Raw genomic sequence first — 20,590 nt, 5'->3', positions numbered from 1 at the left:
TTCTGGATGGCTATATGTCCAGATACTGGCATGCAGAGGTTTCATCGGCAAACGACAATATTTCATGGCACATGAAATAAATTCACTTTGCGAAAGGCAACCCTTCATCTTCCCAGCCGGTCAGGCCGCCGAGCATCATTTTTACCGGGCGCCCCAGCAGAGCCAGCTTCATGGCGGCGACGTCCGCCCCGTTGCAGTGCGGCCCGGCGCAGTAGACCACAAAAAGCGTGTCATCAGGCCACTGCGCCATTCTGGTTTCATCAATTTGTCGGTGCGGTAAATGCAGGGCGCCCGGGAGATGACGACGGGCAAAGGTTTCCTCACTGCCGACGACGTGCAGCAGAACAAAATCTACTTCTCCTTCGCGCATCGCGCTGTAGACATCGGCGCAGTCGGTCTCGAGGCTTAGCTTATGACGAAACCAGGCGGCGGCGTCGGTAGAACTGGCGGGGGCAATAGCGGTTACAACACTCATGGCATCTTCTCCTTGTCTGTGATACCACTACTTTAATTAACCGCCTGCGCGACATCTGCCGAGAACCATGACTGAAAACGCTGAAATCCTGACAACCTCATCCGTGACGTTGTCACGCCACCGGGTTGTCGCCCTCGCCTACGATGGCCTGTGTACCTTTGAATTTGGCGTCGCCGTTGAGATCTTCGGCCTGCCGCGCCCGGAGATGGGCGAACGATGGTATCGCTTTGCCGTGGCCGCCGTCGACGACGGCGAGCTGCGGGCAACCGGCGGAATTCGGCTCATGACCGATGGCGGTATGGCGCTGTTAGGCGAAGCGGACACCATCGTGGTGCCCGGCTGGCGCGGTATTGACTCCCCCGTGCCGCCAGCGCTGTGCGAGGCGCTGGTCGCCGCCCATGCGCGAGGCTGCCGGATAATTTCTATCTGCTCCGGGGTTTTCGTTCTGGCCGCGGCCGGGCTGCTGAACGGCCGCCAGGCGACCACCCACTGGCGCTATACCGACCAGCTGCGGGCGCGGTTTCCGCGCATTGAGGTGATCGATGACGTGCTGTACGTCGGCGCCGAAGGCGTCATGACCTCCGCAGGCAGCGCCGCGGGTATCGATTTATGTTTGCACCTGGTGCGCGAGGACTTCGGCGTCGAAGCGGCGAATCTTGTCGCCCGACGGTTAGTGGTTTCCCCCCATCGCGACGGCGGGCAGGCGCAGCAGATTGTTCGCCCGGTGGCCAAAGCGCGGGAGAGCCAGCGGCTGGGGCAATTATTTGATTTCCTGCACCAGAATCTCGCCGCTGGCCACACCGTGGCCTCGCTGGCGGAAAGAGCCGGCATGGGGCAGCGCACGTTTTTACGCCGTTTCGAAGACGCTACCGGCAAAACCCCCGCCCGCTGGCTGCTTGACGAGCGCCTTCAGCGCGCCACGCAGCACTTAACCCACAGCCGGCTGAGCGTTGAGCAGATTGCCGAGCTTTGCGGTTTCTCAAACGCCAGCACCCTGCGCCATCACTTCCGCCAGCAGTTTGCCCTTAGCCCGTTGCAGTACAGGAAAAGCGCGCTGGCGGGTAAAAAGGGAGAGTGATTCACATGGATAATAGTCACGCTGGGCAATTTGTTAAGCGTTTGTTTAGATTAGTCGGGTTAAGATGTATCCAACAACCGTAAACCCGTTCAATGAGGACAACATAGCGCATAGCAAAACTAATGGAGGTTAATCATGCTGGGAAATATGCATGTATTTATGGCAGTTCTGGGAACCATTCTGTTCTTTGGATTTCTTGCCGCATACCTGAGCCACAAATGGGATGACTGATGAACGACGATAATCCCCACCCGTAAACGCCCCCTGCTGCCGATGCACCAGGGGGCGTTCTGCTTTTGGTTTGCCGATCGATGAACCACCTTATACACGATAATTTATCGTATCAGTCACCAGGAGAAACTCCGTCCGAACATCCCTCAACAGCCCACTCGATGCCGATCGTTGATAGGCTATGTTATGCTTTGTCATCATGAGCAAGGAGGCAGAATATGCATATCAATACCAAAATGAGGCTTGCGGCGCTTTTATACCTTATGGCGGCGTACGCGGTTGCTCTGCCGGGGCTTGCGCTGTTTACAGACCTGGTGATAAACGGTGGCATTATTGATATGTGGAAAGGCGCGTATTCATTTATGGACCTGCTTGCCCGACGTAAAATACTTTATCTGCAGTTTGCCGGGCTGGGCGCTACTCTGGGTTTTGTCTACTGGCTGTTTTTCTTCCGAAAATACCGCCATCACGATCCCCTCGATAAATATTTTAAGTAGCGCCCGAGCGCCCGGCACGACGTACTGATTATGCCCGGTCAGCGAATGATGAAATCTGAGCCAGAAGCATTTCGCATACCTTACATACCATTCGCTGGATATCCGTCAGCTGCGGCGAGGCTTCCAGCCCTTTGCCAGGGTTCTATTTAGCCTGCAGCTCCCTGCGGATAATTTCCGCCCCGGCGCTTAGCGCATTGAGCTTGCCGCTCGCCACCGGACGCGATAGCGGCGCCATGCCGCAGTTGGTTGAAGGATAAAGCTTATCGGCATCCACAAACTGCAGCGCTTTACGTAAGGTCGCGGCGACTTCCTCCGGCGTTTCGATCGCATTGGTCGCCACGTCGATGGCTCCAACCATCACTTTTTTTCCGCGAATCAGTTCAAGCAGATCCATGGGAACACGTGAGTTATGACATTCCAGCGAGATGATATCGATGCTGGAGGTTTGCAGCTTAGGAAACGCTTCTTCATATTGTCGCCACTCTGTTCCCAGGGTCTTTTTCCAGTCGGTATTCGCTTTGATGCCGTATCCATAGCAGATATGTACCGCAGTTTCGCATTTTAGCCCTTCAACGGCTCTTTCTAAGGCCGCGATGCCCCAATCATTAACCTCATCAAAAAACACATTAAAGGCTGGCTCATCAAACTGAATAATGTCGACGCCGGCGGCCTCCAGTTCCCTGGCTTCCTGATTAAGTATCTTCGCAAACTCCCAGGCCAGTTTTTCGCGGCTCTTATAGTGATTGTCATAGAGCGTATCAATCATGGTCATGGGCCCCGGCAGCGCCCACTTAATCGGCTGGCTGGTGAGCTGACGTAAAAAACGCGCATCTTCGACAAAAACGGGTTTTTGACGCTCGACGGCGCCCACGACGGTCGGAACGCTCGCATCATAGCGATTACGGATTTTAACGACTTCGCGTTTTTCAAAATCGACGCCGCTGAGGTGCTCAATAAACGTAGTAACAAAGTGCTGACGGGTTTGCTCGCCATCGCTGACGATGTCGATACCGGCGCGCAGTTGGTCAAATAAGGACAGGCTCAGCGCGTCTTTTTTCCCGGCAATTAACTCTTCATTCTGCAGTTTCCATGGGGACCACAGTTTCTCCGGCTCTGCAAGCCAGGACGGTTTCGGTAAGCTGCCGGCTGTTGAAGTGGGTAATAATTTTGTCATTATCGATAGCCTTATATATGCGATGTCTTAAAGAGCGTAATGAGCAGACCATTGCTGCAGAATATTTTTATACGGTTTAATAAAGTGCTCTTCGGTAAACTTCCCCTGCTCTACCGCCAGCTGGCTGCGCTCTTCACGATCGTAAACAATTTTGGTTAATGAATGGTCCTGATGATGCAGATCGGGCTGATAGCAGAGTCCTGCGGCAGAGTTGGCGTTGTAGATCTCCGGGCGGTATATCTTCTGGAACGTCTCCATCGTGCTGATGGTGCTAATCAGCTCAAGGCTCGTGTAATCGCTCAGCAAATCCCCTGAGAAATAAAAGGCCAAAGGCGCAACGCTGTTTTTCGGCATAAAGTAGCGAACCTTCAGGCCCATTTTGCCAAAATATTGCTCAGTCAACGATGAACCCTCTGGCCGGTATTCGAGCCCCAGGACAGGATGTTGATTTCCGGTCTGGTGATAGGTGTCTTTGCTGGAGACGCTAAGGCAAATGACCGGTGATTTTTTGAAATTGGCCTTGTACTCCGCTGAATTGACGAAATGTTTAAATATGTTGCCGTGCAAATCGCCGAATCCTTCCGGAAGGCTAAAACCTGCGCGTCCTTTATTATGGTCTAACAGCAATACGCTAAAGTCGTAGTCGCGAACGTACGAAGAGAAATTATTGCCAACGATACCCTCAATACGTTCATCGGTCTTTTTATCAATAATGCTGGTTTGCAATATTTCAATCACCGGAAAGGTATCGCCGGTGACGCTGATATTCATTTCGGCTGAAATAATTTCCAGCGCAACGGCATAGCGATCGCCTTTGGGGTTATCCCAGTGCGCCAGCGTATTGAAACGATTGTCAATCATGACTAAGGTATTGCGCAGATTCTCCTGGCGATTTTCCCCTCTTGCTAAATTAGCAAAGTTGGTTGTAATACGCGTATTTTCTGAGGGGTTATAGTTTTCATCAAAGAGAGTGCGTTTAATAGTAAAGGTAAATTGTTGATTCATCGCAGATGTGCATCCTAAGTTCTGAGATAAAAACTGCAGTCCTTTCTGATGGTTGCAGGCTGGCGCAGGCTTCCATAAGCAGTCTTCATCTTCATATTATCTATATCGAATACAGCATGTTATGCCAGAGCCATTAGATGAGTGAAAGCGAGTTAATTTCATTACAACATGAGCCATATTCATGGTCTGGCGTCAGCCCATGCTGTATCTCGTTGAACAGAGCCAGCCGCTCTTGCCAACGAGCTTGTCCTGCCGGTTAAACATCCGTACATTTTCCTGTCGCCTGTATGAGTTGATGCTGAAGCAAGAAACATCAGAGGTCGGCCAGGCTAAACACGACCTCAAGCCTGGCGTCTTTCTTTTCAACAACCGCACTCTTCATGCTCCTTTGCGCTCTGTCGGGCGCGATCGTTGGAGGAATATGGAAGTGGGACCGGCGCGTTTTCATGCTTTACTTTGGTGATGTCCAAAACCTGACTAACGCTACCGATATTTTTTCTGGCATATTTATGTTCTATGGTTAATTCGGATTATCAACAGCGAATATAGCCATCAACAACCCGCTCTAACTTATTGATTTGAGGGATACAATGAATAATGTCATTCTCAGCATAATTGCTAAAATTTCCGCCATGGATGCCGAAAGTAAGCAGCTTGCTGCCCAGGTCGAGGCGCAGTCTTTGCTCATTAGCGCGCTGATGCTCGCTATCGGCAAGGAAGGCGGCGTCGCGGAATTAGTTAGCAGCGTAACGAAAGCGATAAATTCAGTACTGGAATCATCTGAAGACGTTCTGAAGACGGACGCAGAACTGCTTCTGACCAAGTTTCAGGAACAAATAGCGCTCACGCAGTTGATAAGCACCCACGAAGATGAAATCAGTCATGACAGGCTAGATGATTAACAAGGGTCAGTCTGTTATAGATTGGGAATATGCAGGGCTTGCGGTTAGTCATGAGCTTACCGGCCATCAGCAACTATTGGCCGGTTCAGCTTCAGAAAATAGGGATACTCCAGGCGGAATACGCAATGTCTACTCGCCTGCGCTGCTGCCGGAGGCAAACCGCTCGGTACATTAAGGCAAATCAGGCTTCACTTTTCCCCAGGCCAGCGTATGTCACCGACGCCGTTGACTTTCGGCATGGCAAATAAAAAGCCCTGGAAACGTTTAATACCCGCAGATTCGAGCCAGCACCACTCCTCTATCCGCTCTATGCCTTCAGCAACCACCGCAATCTCAAGTTCACGGCAGCAGTTGATAATCGATCTTACCACCGCTTGTTTAGGGCCGCTCTGATGGATATCGGTAATAATCTCGCGGTCGATTTTAACTTTATCAGGCTGAATTTTTGTCAACAACGAGAGTCCAGCATAACCGGCGCCAAAGTCATCAATTGCCAGCCCCATACCAGAGACGCGCAGTTTTTTTATCGCGCTGCTGAACTGGCTAAAACCGGAGATCATTTCATCTTCCGTCACCTCCACGATCACCTGTTCGGGTTCAAGACCCTGTTTTTTTATTTCCTGCAACAGGTATTCAATGGCATCAGGAATAACAACCAGAGACATCGGAAGGATATTAATGGATATTTTATGGTCGCCAATATTGATTTCTTTCGCCAGGGCAAAGGCAACTGATTTCGCTTTGAGATCAACTTCATAACGTTGCTCTGGCGGAATCGAGGCAAAGAAATTGGCGGGACTACCGCCGTCTTTATCACGAATAAGCGCTTCAAGCGAAGTGATATTCCCGGCCAACGGTTCGATAATGGGCTGGAAAGCAAACTGACAGCATTGACTGGCAAAAAACGATTCTTGCGGCGCATGAAATGCATGTTTACGCGAATGAAGCGACCATTTGTCAGGCCGTAAAAAGGGTGACGGCGCGACAGCGCTTTTTTGACTGATAAAAGTATGGATAAATTTATAGACGCGCTCTTCGGTGGAAAGATAACCTTTCAGTTGGCTAAGCTGGCGAACCTTTGTCAGGACGTCAGCGGTTTGCAGTTTATTCAGGTCAAAAAACATCATCCCTACGTTTTCAAAGCGCCGGCGCGGCGCGTAATCACGCATCAGCTCGACAACCTGATGGTGGCGATCGTCTTGCTTGATCGTGCTGAATAGCTGCTCAAGCACGCACTCATCCCCCTCAAGTATCTGAAGGTAAACATTATCTTTTAAAAGAAGTATGCCCGTAATCCCGCGTGCTGCGTTCTCAGCATTCGCTTTTTCAACCAGCAGTATGAGATCGGTTTCTTGTGTTAAATGCATCTGACTTCTGTAAATCAGAGTTGTCAGCATAATCCCATCCAGATGTTTGCCAGGAGAATGGAACTGTGTAACACAGTTTACCCTTTTAACCCAGGCTATCTGTCATAATTAACTGGACCGGCTGTAGCCGACTAAGTTTATCCGATTATTTACGGCAGCAACCGGCAAGGGCCAGCGAAATAATCCTCAGCGGCCGGGTAATGGCATTGATTCATTCAGCAGCCATTTAAACCGTTTGGTAAATGCGTTTTTTTAAGCGGTATTTACTAGCCAACAAATCCCTGCTCGCGCATACGCGCTATCGCCTCTTCGCTGGCGCAGACCATGCCCGTGGTCAGCGTTTCAAAACCAAAGCGGCGATAAAAGCCGACTTTATCCACCACCGAGTAGATGAAGGTTTTGCCGAACGGCCGCAGCCGCTCGCTGACCGATTGCATCAGCTGCTGCCCGTACCCCTTTCCCTGACAGCGCGGGTGCACCGCGACATCCGCCAGATAGCTGCACCAGGTCAGGTCGCTAATCGCCCGGGCAACGGCAATAAGCTGCCCGTTTTCATAGCCAAACCAGCAAAAGGTACTATGGCGAAACGCGCGCTCCACCAGCGCGACGTCCCGCTGATTGAGACCTGCGGCGGCGATAATCTCCGCCACCGTCTGCCAGTCAACCGAGTCCACGTGCTCTTTATCTTTTAATATCATCATGACGTTGCCTTTCACTCGCCTGCTTTGGCTTTCAGCATAGCCGAATGGCGCTAAAAAAAGCGCGCCCTGCCGCCCCCGGTCAACAGCATTTTATGCTGGATAAAAAAGTATAAGCCGGGGAAATTTTCTGACACCGCGGCGTGAAAACAGCGCATTTATGCTTAGCAGCGGCGAGTAATCGACCTACTGGCAGAATTAAATAAAATAACGCCATATTCCAACGACCGAAAACGGGCAAAAAAAACCGCCATGTGACTGGCGGTGAATGAATGCTTGCATGGATAGATTGTGTTTTGCATTTTTACGTTCAGGGCATAACCCCCCGAGTACGCTTGTCCGATAAGCTATCACGCGCAACATCAATGAAAGCTAAACGGACCGTTGCTTACAGCTTTTCCACCAGCGCTTTGATCTGCGCGACAAGACCCTCTTTCTCCTCCTGCGTGGCGCCCGCGCAGGGCCAGGTGGATTGGCGGATAATCAGGCGCGTCGGCAGCAGCTCGCGGATCTTCATCTGCGGGGCAGCCATTAGCTGGATGAGCAGCTCAACCGCCCTTTTTCCCAGAACGTTAAAATCCTGGGCGACGGTGGTCAGCGGCGGCTGGAAGTAGAGGCTGTCCGCGGTATCGTCATAGCCGGTGACCGAGATCGCCTGGCTGCCGGTGCGATTCAACTGCGCCAGCGCGCTCAGTACCCCGAGCGCCATCTGATCGTTAGCCACCACGATGGCGCTAATGCGCGGATGATGATGCAGGAGCTCAAACGTTTTGTTCCAGCCGCTGGCGGCGCTCCAGTCGCCAAACACCGTCACCGCATTACTGACGCCCAGCCGATGCAGCGCCTCGCGCCAGCTGCTCAATCGCATGCGCGCGGAGACCGAGCTCTCCGGCCCGGCCAGCAGGCCGAACTCCCGGTGCCCGGCGTCCCAGAGATGCCGCACGCACGCGCCGCAGCCGTCGCGATGATCGAAACGCACGCAGCACACGTCGGTCTCCGGCGAAACATCAAGAAACATGCAGGCGATATCGGGGTTTTCCACCACCAGCCGCTCCGCGAGGCTGCTTTCGAGCGGCAGGCTGATAATCGCGCCGCGAATATGCTGGGCGCGAAACTCATTAAGCCGCGCCTGCAGCGACGGATAGTCGACCTGCACCGGCATCGCAATCGAGACCTCAAGCTGATGCAGACCGGCGTAGCTTTTCACCGCCGCGGCGATTTGTGAAGGCGCGTGCAGCGTCAGCGAAGCGGTTATCAGCCCAATCGACGGCGCGGATTTCCCCGCCAGCAGCTGAGCGGAACGGTTCGGTACGTAGCGCAGCGCCTGCATCGCGCGAATGACCTTATCGCGGGTTCGTTCAGACACCACGTCCGGATTATTCAGCACCCGGGAGACCGTCTGCTGAGACACGCCGGCCTCGCGGGCCACATCGTCAAGCGTTGCCAGGCGACGCTGCATAGTGCACTCCTTCTGAATTAAAACCTCAATGTCGTCCGCTAACATTTTATGTTTAAAAGACGACAAAAATCAGCTGTTTTTCCAGCTTTTCGTGATCGCCAGTGGGTTTCATTTTCGCCAATATTGCGGCTATAGCGAAAATAACTGATAACAAAATCATATTGTCTAGCGAATGACATTTTTATCACTTATCCGTCAGGAATACGTATGCAACAACACGACTCTCTTTCCGCCGCAGGAGCAACGTTCCATCAGATTCTCGCCCGCGAAGACTGGCAGAACCAGACCATTACCCATCTCAACCGTTTACCGGCCCACCCGGCTTTCGCCAGCTGGCGCGATACCGACGCGGCGCGGAAAAACCAGCCCTCGGCGTTCCGCCGCCGGCTTGACGGCCAGTGGCAGTTCTCCTGGGCTCGCAGCCCGTTTGACGTGGATGCCCGCTGGCTGGAAGACGATCTGCCGGACAGCCGCAGTACGCCGGTGCCGTCAAACTGGCAAATGGAAGGCTACGACGCTCCGATCTATACCAACGTCCGCTACCCGATCGACACTACGCCGCCGCGCGTGCCTGAGGAGAATCCGACCGGCTGCTACTCGCTGACGTTCAGCGTCGATGAGAGCTGGCGAGCCGACGGCCAGACGCAGATTATCTTCGACGGCGTTAATTCGGCTTTTCATCTGTGGTGCAACGGCGAATGGGTCGGTTATTCGCAGGACAGTCGCCTGCCCGCGGCCTTCGATCTCTCGCCCTACCTTCAGCCGGGTGATAACCGCATCTGCGTGATGGTGATGCGCTGGAGCGCGGGTACCTGGCTTGAAGACCAGGATATGTGGCGCATGAGCGGCATCTTCCGTTCGGTCTGGCTGCTGAACAAACCGACCCTGCACCTCTGCGACGTTCAGCTCACGCCGCAGCTCGATGCGCTCTATCGGGATGCCGAGCTGCTGGTGAACTTAAGCGTCGCCGCGCCGGTCGCGCTGCTGGAGGCGCTGACGGTGAAGATCGAACTGTGGGATGACGATCGTCTGGTCGCCAGCCACCAGCAGTCGCCGGGTTCGCCGATTATCGATGAGCGCGGAAGCTATGCCGAACGAGCGGCGATTCGTCTGCCGGTAGAGCGACCGGCGCTGTGGAGCGCGGAAACGCCAAACTGCTATCGGGCGGTGGTGTCCCTGTGCCGCGGCGATGAAACGATCGAGGCTGAAGCCTGGGATATCGGCTTTCGCCGGGTTGAAATCAAAAACGGCCTGCTGCTGTTAAACGGCAAACCGCTGCTGATCCGCGGCGTCAACCGTCACGAGCACCATCACCAGCGCGGCCAGGTGGTGACCGAAGAGGATATGGTGCAGGACATCCTGCTGATGAAGCAGAACAACTTTAACGCCGTGCGCTGCTCGCATTATCCAAACACCCCGCGCTGGTATGAGCTGTGCAATCGCTATGGCCTGTACGTCGTTGACGAAGCCAATATTGAAACCCACGGCATGGTGCCGATGAATCGTCTTTCCGACGATCCGGCCTGGCTGCCGGCCTTCAGCGCCCGCGTCAGCCGGATGTTGCAAAGCAACCGCAACCACCCGTCGATTATTATCTGGTCGCTGGGGAACGAATCCGGCGGCGGCGGCAACCATGAAGCGATGTATCACTGGCTGAAGCGCAACGATCCCTCCCGCCCGGTGCAGTACGAGGGTGGAGGCGCCGACAGCACCACCACCGATATTATCTGCCCGATGTACGCCCGCGTTGAGCGCGATCAGCGGATTCCGACGGTGCCGAAATGGGGGATCAAAAAGTGGATCAGTCTGCCGGGCGAGCAGCGCCCGCTGATCCTCTGCGAATACGCCCACGCGATGGGCAACAGCCTCGGCAACTTTGCTGATTACTGGCAGGCCTTTCGCGACTATCCGCGCCTGCAGGGCGGGTTTATCTGGGACTGGGCCGATCAGGCCATCAGCAAAACCTTCGACGACGGCAGCGTCGGCTGGGCCTACGGCGGTGACTTTGGCGATACGCCGAACGATCGCCAGTTCTGTATGAACGGCCTGGTCTTCCCCGACCGCCGCCCGCACCCTTCATTAATTGAAGCGAAACACGCGCAGCAGTACTTCCAGTTTACCCTGCTTGCGCAATCCCCGCTGCGTATCAGCATCAGCAGCGAATATCTGTTCCGCGCCACCGATAACGAAGCGCTGCGCTGGCAGGTCCAGGCCGCCGGAGAAACCTTTGCCGAGGGTCAAGTGAAGCTTGAGCTGAGCCCTGAAGGCCTGAGCGAGCTGACGCTGTGCGATGCGCTGACGCTGCCCGTGGGCGCCGAAGCGGTGTGGCTGACGCTGGAGGTTGTCCAGCCGCAGGCCACCACCTGGTCCGACGCCGGGCATCGCGTCGCCTGGCAGCAGTTCCCGCTCGCCGCCCCGCTGGCGCTGCGCCGGCCTTCCCCCGTCGGCACGGCGCCAGCGCTGGAGAGCAGCGACGCGGCCTGGACCGTACGCAGCGGCTCGCAGCAATGGACTATCGACCGGGATAGCGGCCTGCTGACCCACTGGCAGGTAGAGGGTGTGGAACAGCTGCTGACGCCGCTGCGCGACCAGTTTGTGCGCGCCCCGCTGGATAACGATATCGGCGTCAGCGAAGTGGAGCGCATCGACCCCAACGCCTGGGTTGAACGCTGGAAGAGCGCCGGGCTCTACGGCCTCAGCGCCCGCTGCGTACAGTGCGACGCCCAGCGCCTGGCCCATGAAGTAGTTATCGATAGCCGCTGGCACTATCTGCGCGGCGACGAAGTGGTGATTGTCAGCCACTGGCGGATGACGTTTGATGGCGAAGGCAAGCTGCATCTGGCGGTCAATGGCGAACGCGCCGGCACCCTGCCGCCGCTGCCGCGCATCGGGCTGAATTTCCAGGTTCCGGACCAGCATCAACCGGTTTCCTGGCTCGGCTACGGCCCGCATGAAAACTATCCGGACCGCCGCACCAGCGCCTGTTTCTCCCGCTGGCAGCTGCCGCTGGAAGAGATGACCACACCGTACATTTTCCCGACGGAAAACGGCCTGCGCTGCGATAACAAAGCGCTGGACTGGGGGCGCTGGCACGTCGCGGGCGATTTCCACTTCTCCGTACAGCCCTACAGCACCGCGCAGTTAATGGAGACCGATCACTGGCACAGGATGAAGCCGGAAAACGGCGTCTGGATCGCGCTTGATGCTCAACACATGGGTATCGGCGGCGATGACTCCTGGACACCCAGCGTACTACAGCAATGGCAGCTGCTTGAGACACAATGGCAATATCAGTTAACGATTCATTTCCAATAATAATCGGGGGCGCCAGCCCCCAACCTTACAGGCATAATAATATGGAATATTCACAATGAAACTCTCTGAACTCGCGCCACGAGAACGGCATAATTTTATATATTTCATGCTGTTCTTTTTCTTCTACTATTTCATTATGTCAGCCTACTTCCCCTTCTTCCCGGTGTGGCTGGCGGAAGTAAACCATTTAACCAAAACCGAAACGGGGATTGTCTTCTCCTCCATTTCGCTATTCGCGATAATTTTCCAGCCGGTGTTTGGCCTGATTTCCGATAAGCTCGGCCTGCGCAAACATCTGCTGTGGACGATTACGATTTTATTAATCCTGTTTGCCCCCTTCTTTATTTTTGTTTTCTCTCCGCTGCTGCAGATGAATATCATCGCGGGCGCGCTGGTGGGCGGGATCTATCTGGGGATCGTCTTCTCCAGCGGCTCCGGGGCGGTAGAAGCCTATATTGAACGCGTCAGCCGCGCCAACCGTTTTGAATACGGTAAAGTGCGCGTCTCCGGCTGCGTCGGCTGGGCGCTGTGCGCCTCGATCACCGGCATTCTGTTTAGTATCGACCCCAATATCACCTTCTGGATCGCCTCCGGCTTCGCGCTGATCCTCGGCGTGCTGCTGTGGGTCTCGAAGCCGGAAAGCAGCAATAGCGCCGAGGTTATCGACGCCCTGGGCGTCAACCGTCAGGCTTTCTCCATGCGCACCGCCGCCGAGCTCTTGCGGATGCCGCGCTTCTGGGGCTTTATTATTTATGTCGTTGGCGTCGCCAGCGTCTATGACGTTTTCGACCAGCAGTTCGCCAACTTTTTTAAAGGCTTCTTCGCCAGCCCGCAGCGCGGCACCGAAGTGTTTGGCTTCGTGACCACCGGTGGGGAATTACTCAATGCGCTGATCATGTTCTGCGCGCCGGCAATTATTAACCGAATTGGCGCCAAGAATGCCCTGTTAATTGCCGGGGTAATTATGTCAGTCCGAATTTTAGGCTCGTCTTTCGCGACCTCGGCGGTGGAAGTGATTATATTAAAAATGCTGCATATGTTTGAGATCCCCTTCCTGCTGGTTGGCACCTTTAAATATATCTCGTCGGCATTTAACCCAAAACTTTCGGCGACGCTGTTCCTGATCGGCTTTAATTTATCGAAACAGCTGTCGGGCGTTGTGCTCTCGGCGTGGGTAGGACGGATGTATGATACCGTCGGCTTCCATCAGGCTTATCTGATCCTGGGCTGTATTACCCTGAGCTTTACCGTCATTTCGCTGTTTACCCTGAAAGGCAGCAAAACCCTGCTCCCGGCCGCAGCATAACGCCAGGCCGCCGGAAACCCTCCGGCGGCGCGTCGGCAATACACCGTTAAGACGCCGGGTAAGGCAGTTGCCGCTAGCCGGCGATCCGCGTTTCCCCGTCGCTATTTTCCAGCCCGTAAAGGCGCGCTTCCGCCATCGATGAAATCAGCTCAGCCAGCTCGACGGAGTGGCTGGTTAACCAGATTTGGCTATAGCGGGCCGCTTCGACAATCAGCCGGGCCAGCGCCGGCAACATCTGGCGATGCAGGCTGTTTTCCGGCTCGTTAATGGCCAGAAATGCCGGAGGGCGCGGGCTTAATAGCGCCACCGCCAGGCACAGGAAGCGCAGCGTGCCGTCGGACATTTCCGCCGCCAGTAAAGGCCGCCAGACGCCGTTACGGCGCATCTTCATCGAGAAACGCGAGTTTTCGTTTTCACAATAAAAGGTACACGCCGGGAACGCTTCGCCGAGGATCTCATGCAGCAGCTCTTCGGCGCCGATTTCCACGATGGTCTGAAAGGCGGCGGCGAGGTTATGCCCATCGCTGTCGAGCACCGGCGAGCGGTAGCCTACCGTCGGGTGTCGCAGCGGTGAGAGTCTGCCAATATTGAATTCGTGATAAAAGCGCCAGTGGCGCATGGTTTCCCTGACCCGCGAGACCTCCGGAAAACGGTGCGGCTCGCCCAGTTGGCCAAAAATCGATTCATTCTCGTAAATGGCGTCGGTAAAGGTACTCTTTTCGCCATTCACATCCACCAGGAACGCCGCCTGGTTTTTACGCTCCAGCACGCGCGATGAAGGACGTCGGGAAAATCCCGCCAGCCAGATCGACTCCTCTTTAACGATCGGATCCAGCTGAAACTGGGTAGGATAAGGCAGCTTTTCCGGAAAACCGACCTGCAGCTGGTAGTCAAACTCGTCGGTCAGACAGCCAATCTGCAGCCGCCGCGGAAAGCGGTCGGTCGGCGCGCCTGGCCCGGACCACATAATGTTTTCCAGCCCGCCCTCATCGCTGATATAGCCGGAAAACTTCCCGTCGGCGCAGGCGGTTAACAGGTGGATGGCTTTATAGATGTTGGATTTACCGCAGCCGTTGGGGCCAAAGACGATATTCAGCGCACCGAGTTCCAGCTCAATATCCCTGACCGATCTAAAATTTTTTATCCGGATATGGTTAATCATAGATTCCCGAAACTGTTAAAAGCGTTTGGCGCTACTGTATCGGAGGCGAAAGGAAAACAAAACAGGCGCGGACCGGACGACGGCTTGCCGCCCGGCTCCGGCTTAGCTGAAGAGTTTTTTCATGCCGCGGGTCAGCGCGACTCTTTTGAGTTTGTCCGTATCCTCATGGCTCTCGTTGAAAACGCCGAAAAAATAGCGTTCATCGTCAATAGTCTGCGATACGATTCTGTAGCTCAGCGGCTGGCCGGATTTCGCGCCGTACTGCGCAGGCGTCACGGAAATCTCCGTCGCGTTATCGGCAACGCTAACCATCAGGCCGTCGCCCTTCCCTCCAACCAGCATCACCTTAATTAACGGGTGCACCATGTCCCTCCCGGGTTGAGGTCAATGATTAATTTTCGATGGCCGCAGGCTGACAGTTGGCCGTTGCGCCGCCGTGGCCGGACTTGTCTTTAGCGGAGGCCGGCTGCGCGCCCTCTTTACCAACAACGGGCGGTAACGGCACGCCTTCTTTGTCCACCGCAGGCGACGCCTTCTGGCAGGTCGCCGTTTTCGTGGCCTCTGCGCCCCAGACAGGGGTTTGCAGACTCAGGATCGCCACGGGAGCAAGCAGCAACGTGTTCTTCAGTACTTTCTTATAGTTCATACCGGCCTTGAGTAAAAAAATTTCTTTCTTATGCTGAGCTAAGCGCTGATTATTAGGAGTAAAAGCTGACAAATGATGAAGGAAAAAAGAGGAATTGTGAACATCAATAGTTCTTATTTATGAATTGCCGCCTTTCCTGCCCCCGCGCCCGACGGATCTTATATCCAGGAATTACCTTAATCAATTGAAATGACGGCAATCCCCCCATTCTGGCGACGTTTCTTTTCGCCAGAGTGTAGCGCTTTTGTGGCAGAAACAGCGACCTGGTTTATATCCCGGACGTTGTGGAAAATTCCTGGAGTGAGGCTCACCGACGGCTGAGCATTTGTACTTCGCTTGTTAGCCACTAGACTTAAATAAGTCAAACGAAAGGAGACTCCCATGTCATCACAAGAGTATGAAAACGACGCGCAGAATCTGGCGGACAAAGTGAGCAACAAAGTCAATGAATTCGCCGGGGAAGCCCAGCAGCAATTTGGTGATGCGGTTGATTCGCCTAAACATCAGCTAAAAGGCGCGGCCCGTAAGTACGCCGCTCAGGCGTCGGATGCCGTTTCAGAGGTCTCCGAGCGCGTAAGGGAAAATCCGCTGACCGGACTGCTGGCGGCCGGCGCTATCGGGCTGGTGATTGGTTTACTGGCGGGACGGAAATAACCCATTCTAAGGCCCTTCGGGCCTTAATTTTTTTGCCTGCGGCGCGCTTATGCTAACGCTGACTCAAATCGCCACGACTTCAGCTACGTTAAACTGAAAAACGTAAGGGTCGGACAACAGGTGGAATTGCTCATCATCCGCATAGGTTACTGCGACATGATACGCTTCACCGGCAAAGGCGATGACCGCATCCAGATTGTGCCAGTACGTTGCCAGGAAGAAGTGTTCCCACTCCCCCTGCGTTTCCCGTCTCACAAACGCCCCCGCGTTGCCGCTGATGCCCTGGGAATGCTGTACGCCTGTCGCCTGCAAATGAACCGCAAACGCATCGCCAAACTCAACGGGAACACAACCATGCCAGGTTCTGACAATCATCTTTACACCTCATAAAAAATCAATAAAGATGCATTTATAGCAAATAAATGGCGATAATAGTGATTTTTTATGCAACTGTTTTATACGAATCATACCGCCTGGTACATCCCGGACATTTGCAGGTATAATCTCACTCATTATTCAGCGGATTCAGACACGAAGATGACAAAACTCACCTTACAAGAACAAATGCTTAAAGCCGGGTTAGTGACCAGCAAAAAAATGGCCAAAGTTCAGAGAACGGCGAAAAAGTCCCGCGTTCAGGCTCGTGAAGCCAGAGAAGCAGTGGAAGAGAATAAAAAAGCGCAGCTTGAGCGAGATAAGCAGCTTAGCGAGCAGCAAAAGCAGGCGGCGCTCTCGAAAGAGTATAAAGCGCAGGTTAAGCAGCTTATTGAAATGAATAAAATCGATATTTCAAAAGGCAATATTGATTTTAACTTCACGGATAACAACTTCATTAAAAAAATCGCCGTGGATAAACTCACCCAGGCACAGCTGATTAGCGGCCGTCTCGCCATTGCGCGTCTGGCCGGCGATAACGACGGCGAGAGCAAATACGCGATTATCCCGGCGAGCGTCGCCGATAAAATCGCCCAGCGCGACGCCAGCAGCATTGTCTTAAACAGCGCGCTAAGTGCGGAAGAGCAGGACGAAGACGATCCGTATGCTGATTTTAAAGTTCCCGATGATTTGATGTGGTAAGCAATGCGGGCCTGCGCAGACCGGCGATTCAGACCTGGTCTGCGCAGGCGTTGTGCTTTACACTGCGCGCGGCAAAAATTGAGTAGATAAACGATTAACCAGGCGGTAACGGCGATGAACGGAACGATCATAACGTGGTTTAAAGATAAAGGTTTTGGATTTATCAAAGATGAAAACGGCGATAATCGCTATTTTCATGTGATTAAGGTTGCCAACCCTGAACTCATTAAAAAAGATGCAGCAGTCACTTTCGAACCCACCACCAATAACAAGGGTTTGTCAGCCTATGCGGTAAAAGTCCTGCCGGAAAGCAAATATATCTATATTGCAGGCGAGCGGATTAAGCTTACATCGATCAAATCTTTCCTGGTGTACAGCGAGGAAGAGCCCGCCGATGCCCGCATCGACAAAGAGAATGCGGTCCTTTCCGTAGGCCTGTTGATGGGAAATATCAGGCCAAAATCCACCGCTAAGCCTGGCGAAATGCGCTCGGTGAAAAAGCTGGCTATTACCACCTTCCAGGGAACCACCCTCATCTTCTCGGAAGATGAGATAGACATTGAGGCCACGGTAAAGCTGCTTAAGGTGTGAAAGCGTACGGCTCAACAAACCGGGCTCTGTGCCCGGTTTGGGAGTGATGACAAATCTGTTTAAACATCTTCCCCGGTTCTTCACCGGGTGGCGGTTGACGCCTTACCCGGCCTGCCAATACCAGAGTCACAACCTGCCGCGCAATTTCTTCGGACTCGTGCAAGCGAAGCGCTGTTAGGTAATTCCAGCCGTTCTGTTTTTTATCCGCAATGGGACGCCGGGCTCTGCGTCCTTTATTAACCAGATAATTTTTCTCCTCCCTCAGCCAATATCCGCCTGCCTCTCGGTTATTCCAGTCGCGCGCGCGTTATGCCCGTAAAAACATGACGCAAAATACGCTAATCCGCATTAGCTGTTAAAAAGATTATTACTACCCTAAATAATTCGAGTTGCAGGACAAGGCACTCCTGCCTTGAACAGCGCTTACGCTGGCCTCGAAGGGGCGAGGCCGCAGGCAGACATCATATTGAGCCCTGCTGATACCCTATTTTCATTTGCCTTGCGCACGGTGATGAGTAAGGTAAGTCCTAAAATGTTCCCGGCGGTAAACGGTTTGTTGGTTTTGCCCGCAGCGCGAGGCTAAAATTTTGCCGCTATGGTACTGCCTCCATAGCACATTGCTCACCTGCAGCTCTTGCATACGGTTTGCAGGTGAGCAGCCTTATCCGCAGTAAAATTTACTTATTCACATTTTATCCGCTGATTTCTTGATATATCGGCGATCCGTTCCATAATGAAGTCTACGCACATCGCGCCCTTCTTTAGGGGATACGCCAGTAGCAGCGCTTTTGGACATAACCGCTTCTGCAGCTAGCCCCCATCCGGCTTGATCATCGACATCTCTCAGTAACAGAGTTTTTGGATGTTATTCAATAGCTTATTCCTGTGAAGTCAGAAACGCGTTTTCTCAAAAAAATCTTGAAATGAGGATTTAAGCCCATGAAATATGTATAGTTACCTTGATATAGAAAAAATCAAAGCCAATCTTGAGTGGATTGTTAATCAATCTTCAGCAAACTCTGAGATGCCCTCAGTTTCCGATCGCAAAACAATCTACAGCCTTCTGGAGCTCATACAGACCTATGACGGACTGCTGGAGTTAATTGTCCAATACGGAATTACCGTAGTCGATAAGGAAATCATCGAAGGCTTGTCGCTTACAGAAGAGTTTATCGCTAAGGTCAAATCGAATGCGAATGCATTTTAACCATGCCCTGGCACCTCTACAGTATCACTTCCCCATCTTGATGAATGTAAGGCTTCAGTTTGGGAAGGAAAAACGGACCCGACGCTCGGTCCTCGTTACGTGACAATCGCCGGACTAACCCAGTCCGCGGTTTTACAGCCTCAGCTCAATCTTAAGCGCGCGCTCGCGCCACTGGCGATAAAGCGCAGTTAAATCAAAACCCGTGCCGCGAGACAAAATGGCCTCGCGGAAGCGCTGGCCCTGTTCGCGGATTAAACCGCCCTGCTCAACGCGTCCCGGATAGCTACGCGGTGGAAGTATCAAATCAACGGCATGCATGCCGTTAAATAACGAATAGCTTCTCGCCCTATGATTCAATGGACGCCGCTAAAGATTAGCTTTGGATGCTATATTTATAATGATTTTATGAATAATTGCCGTTAATTAATAAAACCCATGAATACAAATTAAGACTGGCATAACAAATCTTGGCATTTAGTGCGATTAAAAACGCTGAAAAATAAGCAAATCACCTACGCAAGCCACTGATTTAGCAGCGATCTTTAATTAAAAGTAAAGCCACCCTTTCTTTAAACCTATTGCCATTATATTCAATAGGAAATATCCTAATCTCATCAGGCGTTACTTAAATAAAACATCATACGACGGTCGAAATTTTTTCCACCGCCTTTTTTAAAAATAAGAAAATCATGCTAAAAATCGCCATCATCACCAAAAATATTTATTTAGAAAAGGCCATAGAGGAACTTACCCAAGAAATTGCGAGCACCAAAGGTATAAGCGACCTTTGTTTTCAAAGCAATAACATAAAAGATCACTTCAAAAAACCAGACATAATTTTTACTGAGATGGAAGTTGGCGAGTATTTATTATGCCAGGAAATGAAAAGATATAAATCAGAGTGTCCAGCGGTGGTAATTTTCACCAAAAAAGAAATTACGTTTAATTCTTCCCTGCTGCCTTTATGCGTTCAAAATGCTGTCATTTTATTTCATAAAAGCAGCCTTGAAACGATCAAAAAAAACCTGTCCATTCTCTTTGATGAATTTGTCGCGGGCGATAAGAAACGTATAACGATAGAGAAGAATCGCTGTTTAAAATGCCCGCATCAGTCATTGAGTCGTTCGCAACTAAAAATCATTAATGCCATAAACCTTGGCCTTAACAATAATGAAACAGCAAAAAACCTTGGCATCGATCACAGAACCGTATACTCCCATAAATTGCGCATAATGAAGAAATTCCAGTTAGAAAACAACCAGGAGCTTATCAGATTCTCTTCCATCGTTATGAGAAGAACATCTCTCTATTTTAATTAGAATTTCATACGTTTGCTTTTAAAACTCAACTTTTGCTTTTTTCTGTCTTGAAAATACGAAAACCCAGAAATCAGTGAAACCAGCAATAAAAAAACCGCGAATGCCAGAAGCAATATATTAGCCATACTCAATCCGTTCAATAAAAGATATGCAAGAGATAAGACAGATGATAGAGTGAAGAACATTCACAGAGCAAGTTCGCTTATTAAATTTAAGAAATCCATGCAACAATGTAAGTAAACTCCTAATATTGTAAGGGGGTTATATTTAATATATTAATATTATTTTCCGCTAAAAAACACTTTATGCCGGGCTTCATGTTTTTAAGCAAAAGTGGCCAGCGCGTCGATGCACGGGATTACCAAAACGGGACAAACGATGCCGAGGGCGCTAAATTGGGCAGTGACGTTTTGCAGAGATTTTGGAG

General features: G+C 52.4%; 24 protein-coding genes. 12 read left to right on the top strand and 12 right to left on the bottom strand.

Annotated features, from left to right (window positions below):
* Nucleotides 1-82 precede the first annotated feature (82 nt).
* Nucleotides 83-475: a rhodanese-like domain-containing protein gene (locus JLG71_RS13030; protein WP_004851202.1), complete on the bottom strand. Its 393-nt coding sequence runs from the start codon at nucleotides 473-475 to the stop codon at nucleotides 83-85.
* A 67-nt stretch (nucleotides 476-542) separates the two neighbouring features.
* On the opposite strand from JLG71_RS13030, the gene ftrA reads away from it, so the two are divergent.
* From ftrA to JLG71_RS13015, 3 genes are all read left to right on the top strand, one after another.
* Nucleotides 543-1,553, top strand: coding sequence for a transcriptional regulator FtrA (gene ftrA / locus JLG71_RS13025; RefSeq protein ID WP_200914269.1), 1,011 nt, complete (start codon nucleotides 543-545; stop codon nucleotides 1,551-1,553).
* A 135-nt stretch (nucleotides 1,554-1,688) separates the two neighbouring features.
* The gene (gene mgtS, locus JLG71_RS13020; protein WP_004102377.1) at nucleotides 1,689-1,784 is read left to right on the top strand and encodes a protein MgtS; all 96 of its coding nucleotides are present in this window, start codon (nucleotides 1,689-1,691) and stop codon (nucleotides 1,782-1,784) included.
* 218 nt (nucleotides 1,785-2,002) lie between these two features.
* Nucleotides 2,003-2,281, top strand: coding sequence for a hypothetical protein (locus tag JLG71_RS13015; RefSeq protein WP_032749016.1), 279 nt, complete (start codon nucleotides 2,003-2,005; stop codon nucleotides 2,279-2,281).
* Between the two features lie 142 nt (nucleotides 2,282-2,423).
* Here the strand turns inward: JLG71_RS13015 and JLG71_RS13010 are convergent, their stop codons facing one another.
* Together JLG71_RS13010 and JLG71_RS13005 are read right to left on the bottom strand one after the other, a co-directional pair.
* Nucleotides 2,424-3,455: a methionine synthase gene (locus tag JLG71_RS13010; RefSeq protein WP_032694476.1), complete on the bottom strand. Its 1,032-nt coding sequence runs from the start codon at nucleotides 3,453-3,455 to the stop codon at nucleotides 2,424-2,426.
* Nucleotides 3,456-3,482: 27 nt separating this feature from the next.
* Entirely contained in the window at nucleotides 3,483-4,460 is a 978-nt protein-coding gene (locus JLG71_RS13005) for a DUF1852 domain-containing protein (RefSeq protein ID WP_102803901.1), read from the bottom strand.
* A gap of 181 nt (nucleotides 4,461-4,641) precedes the next feature.
* Between JLG71_RS13005 and JLG71_RS13000 the strand changes: the two genes are divergently transcribed.
* Together JLG71_RS13000 and iraP are read left to right on the top strand one after the other, a co-directional pair.
* Complete coding sequence (locus JLG71_RS13000) at nucleotides 4,642-4,923, top strand: hypothetical protein (RefSeq protein WP_109240410.1); 282 nt, start codon at nucleotides 4,642-4,644, stop codon at nucleotides 4,921-4,923.
* 127 nt (nucleotides 4,924-5,050) lie between these two features.
* Nucleotides 5,051-5,362, top strand: coding sequence for an anti-adapter protein IraP (iraP, locus tag JLG71_RS12995; RefSeq protein ID WP_004851215.1), 312 nt, complete (start codon nucleotides 5,051-5,053; stop codon nucleotides 5,360-5,362).
* A 188-nt stretch (nucleotides 5,363-5,550) separates the two neighbouring features.
* Here the strand turns inward: iraP and JLG71_RS12990 are convergent, their stop codons facing one another.
* The 3 genes from JLG71_RS12990 to JLG71_RS12980 form a co-directional block, all read right to left on the bottom strand.
* Nucleotides 5,551-6,759: a diguanylate phosphodiesterase gene (locus JLG71_RS12990; RefSeq protein ID WP_064377315.1), complete on the bottom strand. Its 1,209-nt coding sequence runs from the start codon at nucleotides 6,757-6,759 to the stop codon at nucleotides 5,551-5,553.
* 236 nt (nucleotides 6,760-6,995) lie between these two features.
* Entirely contained in the window at nucleotides 6,996-7,430 is a 435-nt protein-coding gene (locus JLG71_RS12985) for a GNAT family N-acetyltransferase (protein ID WP_064377314.1), read from the bottom strand.
* A gap of 385 nt (nucleotides 7,431-7,815) precedes the next feature.
* The gene (locus JLG71_RS12980; RefSeq protein WP_025105766.1) at nucleotides 7,816-8,886 is read right to left on the bottom strand and encodes a LacI family DNA-binding transcriptional regulator; all 1,071 of its coding nucleotides are present in this window, start codon (nucleotides 8,884-8,886) and stop codon (nucleotides 7,816-7,818) included.
* Nucleotides 8,887-9,093: 207 nt separating this feature from the next.
* Here JLG71_RS12980 and JLG71_RS12975 point away from each other — a divergent pair, with 207 nt between their 5' ends.
* Together JLG71_RS12975 and JLG71_RS12970 are read left to right on the top strand one after the other, a co-directional pair.
* The gene (locus JLG71_RS12975) at nucleotides 9,094-12,201 is read left to right on the top strand and encodes a beta-galactosidase (protein WP_200914268.1); all 3,108 of its coding nucleotides are present in this window, start codon (nucleotides 9,094-9,096) and stop codon (nucleotides 12,199-12,201) included.
* Nucleotides 12,202-12,256: 55 nt separating this feature from the next.
* Nucleotides 12,257-13,507, top strand: a complete 1,251-nt coding sequence (locus tag JLG71_RS12970; RefSeq protein WP_025105768.1) for an MFS transporter — start codon at nucleotides 12,257-12,259, stop codon at nucleotides 13,505-13,507.
* A 73-nt stretch (nucleotides 13,508-13,580) separates the two neighbouring features.
* Here JLG71_RS12970 and JLG71_RS12965 read toward each other — a convergent pair whose 3' ends face one another.
* The 3 genes from JLG71_RS12965 to JLG71_RS12955 all read right to left on the bottom strand — a co-directional run bounded on the left by JLG71_RS12965 (nucleotide 13,581) and on the right by JLG71_RS12955 (nucleotide 15,315).
* A complete protein-coding gene (locus JLG71_RS12965) occupies nucleotides 13,581-14,669 on the bottom strand; it encodes an AAA family ATPase (protein WP_200914267.1) in 1,089 nt (362 codons plus the stop codon).
* Between the two features lie 102 nt (nucleotides 14,670-14,771).
* Nucleotides 14,772-15,032, bottom strand: coding sequence for a hypothetical protein (locus JLG71_RS12960; protein WP_014229513.1), 261 nt, complete (start codon nucleotides 15,030-15,032; stop codon nucleotides 14,772-14,774).
* A 28-nt stretch (nucleotides 15,033-15,060) separates the two neighbouring features.
* Complete coding sequence (locus JLG71_RS12955; RefSeq protein WP_032694471.1) at nucleotides 15,061-15,315, bottom strand: hypothetical protein; 255 nt, start codon at nucleotides 15,313-15,315, stop codon at nucleotides 15,061-15,063.
* A 381-nt stretch (nucleotides 15,316-15,696) separates the two neighbouring features.
* On the opposite strand from JLG71_RS12955, the gene JLG71_RS12950 reads away from it, so the two are divergent.
* Entirely contained in the window at nucleotides 15,697-15,969 is a 273-nt protein-coding gene (locus JLG71_RS12950; RefSeq protein WP_004851233.1) for a DUF883 family protein, read from the top strand.
* Between the two features lie 63 nt (nucleotides 15,970-16,032).
* Here JLG71_RS12950 and JLG71_RS12945 read toward each other — a convergent pair whose 3' ends face one another.
* Nucleotides 16,033-16,344, bottom strand: a complete 312-nt coding sequence (locus JLG71_RS12945; protein WP_025105771.1) for a hypothetical protein — start codon at nucleotides 16,342-16,344, stop codon at nucleotides 16,033-16,035.
* 162 nt (nucleotides 16,345-16,506) lie between these two features.
* Between JLG71_RS12945 and JLG71_RS12940 the strand changes: the two genes are divergently transcribed.
* The 3 genes from JLG71_RS12940 to JLG71_RS12930 all read left to right on the top strand — a co-directional run bounded on the left by JLG71_RS12940 (nucleotide 16,507) and on the right by JLG71_RS12930 (nucleotide 18,844).
* Nucleotides 16,507-17,046, top strand: coding sequence for a DUF2058 domain-containing protein (locus JLG71_RS12940; protein ID WP_025105772.1), 540 nt, complete (start codon nucleotides 16,507-16,509; stop codon nucleotides 17,044-17,046).
* A 114-nt stretch (nucleotides 17,047-17,160) separates the two neighbouring features.
* Nucleotides 17,161-17,637 carry a cold-shock protein gene (locus tag JLG71_RS12935; RefSeq protein WP_200914266.1) on the top strand — a complete coding sequence of 159 codons (477 nt, stop codon included), beginning with the start codon at nucleotides 17,161-17,163 and terminating at the stop codon, nucleotides 17,635-17,637.
* 946 nt (nucleotides 17,638-18,583) lie between these two features.
* Complete coding sequence (locus tag JLG71_RS12930) at nucleotides 18,584-18,844, top strand: hypothetical protein (RefSeq protein ID WP_025105773.1); 261 nt, start codon at nucleotides 18,584-18,586, stop codon at nucleotides 18,842-18,844.
* A 132-nt stretch (nucleotides 18,845-18,976) separates the two neighbouring features.
* Here the strand turns inward: JLG71_RS12930 and JLG71_RS12925 are convergent, their stop codons facing one another.
* Nucleotides 18,977-19,147 (bottom strand): hypothetical protein, encoded by a 171-nt coding sequence (locus tag JLG71_RS12925; protein WP_181919017.1) that lies wholly within the window; start codon nucleotides 19,145-19,147, stop codon nucleotides 18,977-18,979.
* 386 nt (nucleotides 19,148-19,533) lie between these two features.
* Between JLG71_RS12925 and JLG71_RS12920 the strand changes: the two genes are divergently transcribed.
* Nucleotides 19,534-20,163, top strand: coding sequence for a helix-turn-helix transcriptional regulator (locus JLG71_RS12920; protein WP_218568563.1), 630 nt, complete (start codon nucleotides 19,534-19,536; stop codon nucleotides 20,161-20,163).
* On the opposite strand, the gene JLG71_RS28630 is transcribed toward JLG71_RS12920, so the two are convergent.
* Nucleotides 20,160-20,288, bottom strand: coding sequence for a small membrane protein (locus JLG71_RS28630; protein ID WP_142385463.1), 129 nt, complete (start codon nucleotides 20,286-20,288; stop codon nucleotides 20,160-20,162). The genes JLG71_RS12920 and JLG71_RS28630 overlap by 4 nt on opposite strands.
* Between the last annotated feature and the right edge of the window lie 302 nt (nucleotides 20,289-20,590).

Origin of the sequence: Klebsiella michiganensis (genome assembly GCF_015139575.1) — a bacterium.
In the GTDB taxonomy this organism is placed as follows: domain Bacteria; phylum Pseudomonadota; class Gammaproteobacteria; order Enterobacterales; family Enterobacteriaceae; genus Klebsiella; species Klebsiella michiganensis.
Note: the sequence above shows the minus strand (reverse complement) of the source record. Positions and strands in the feature narration are given on the sequence as shown.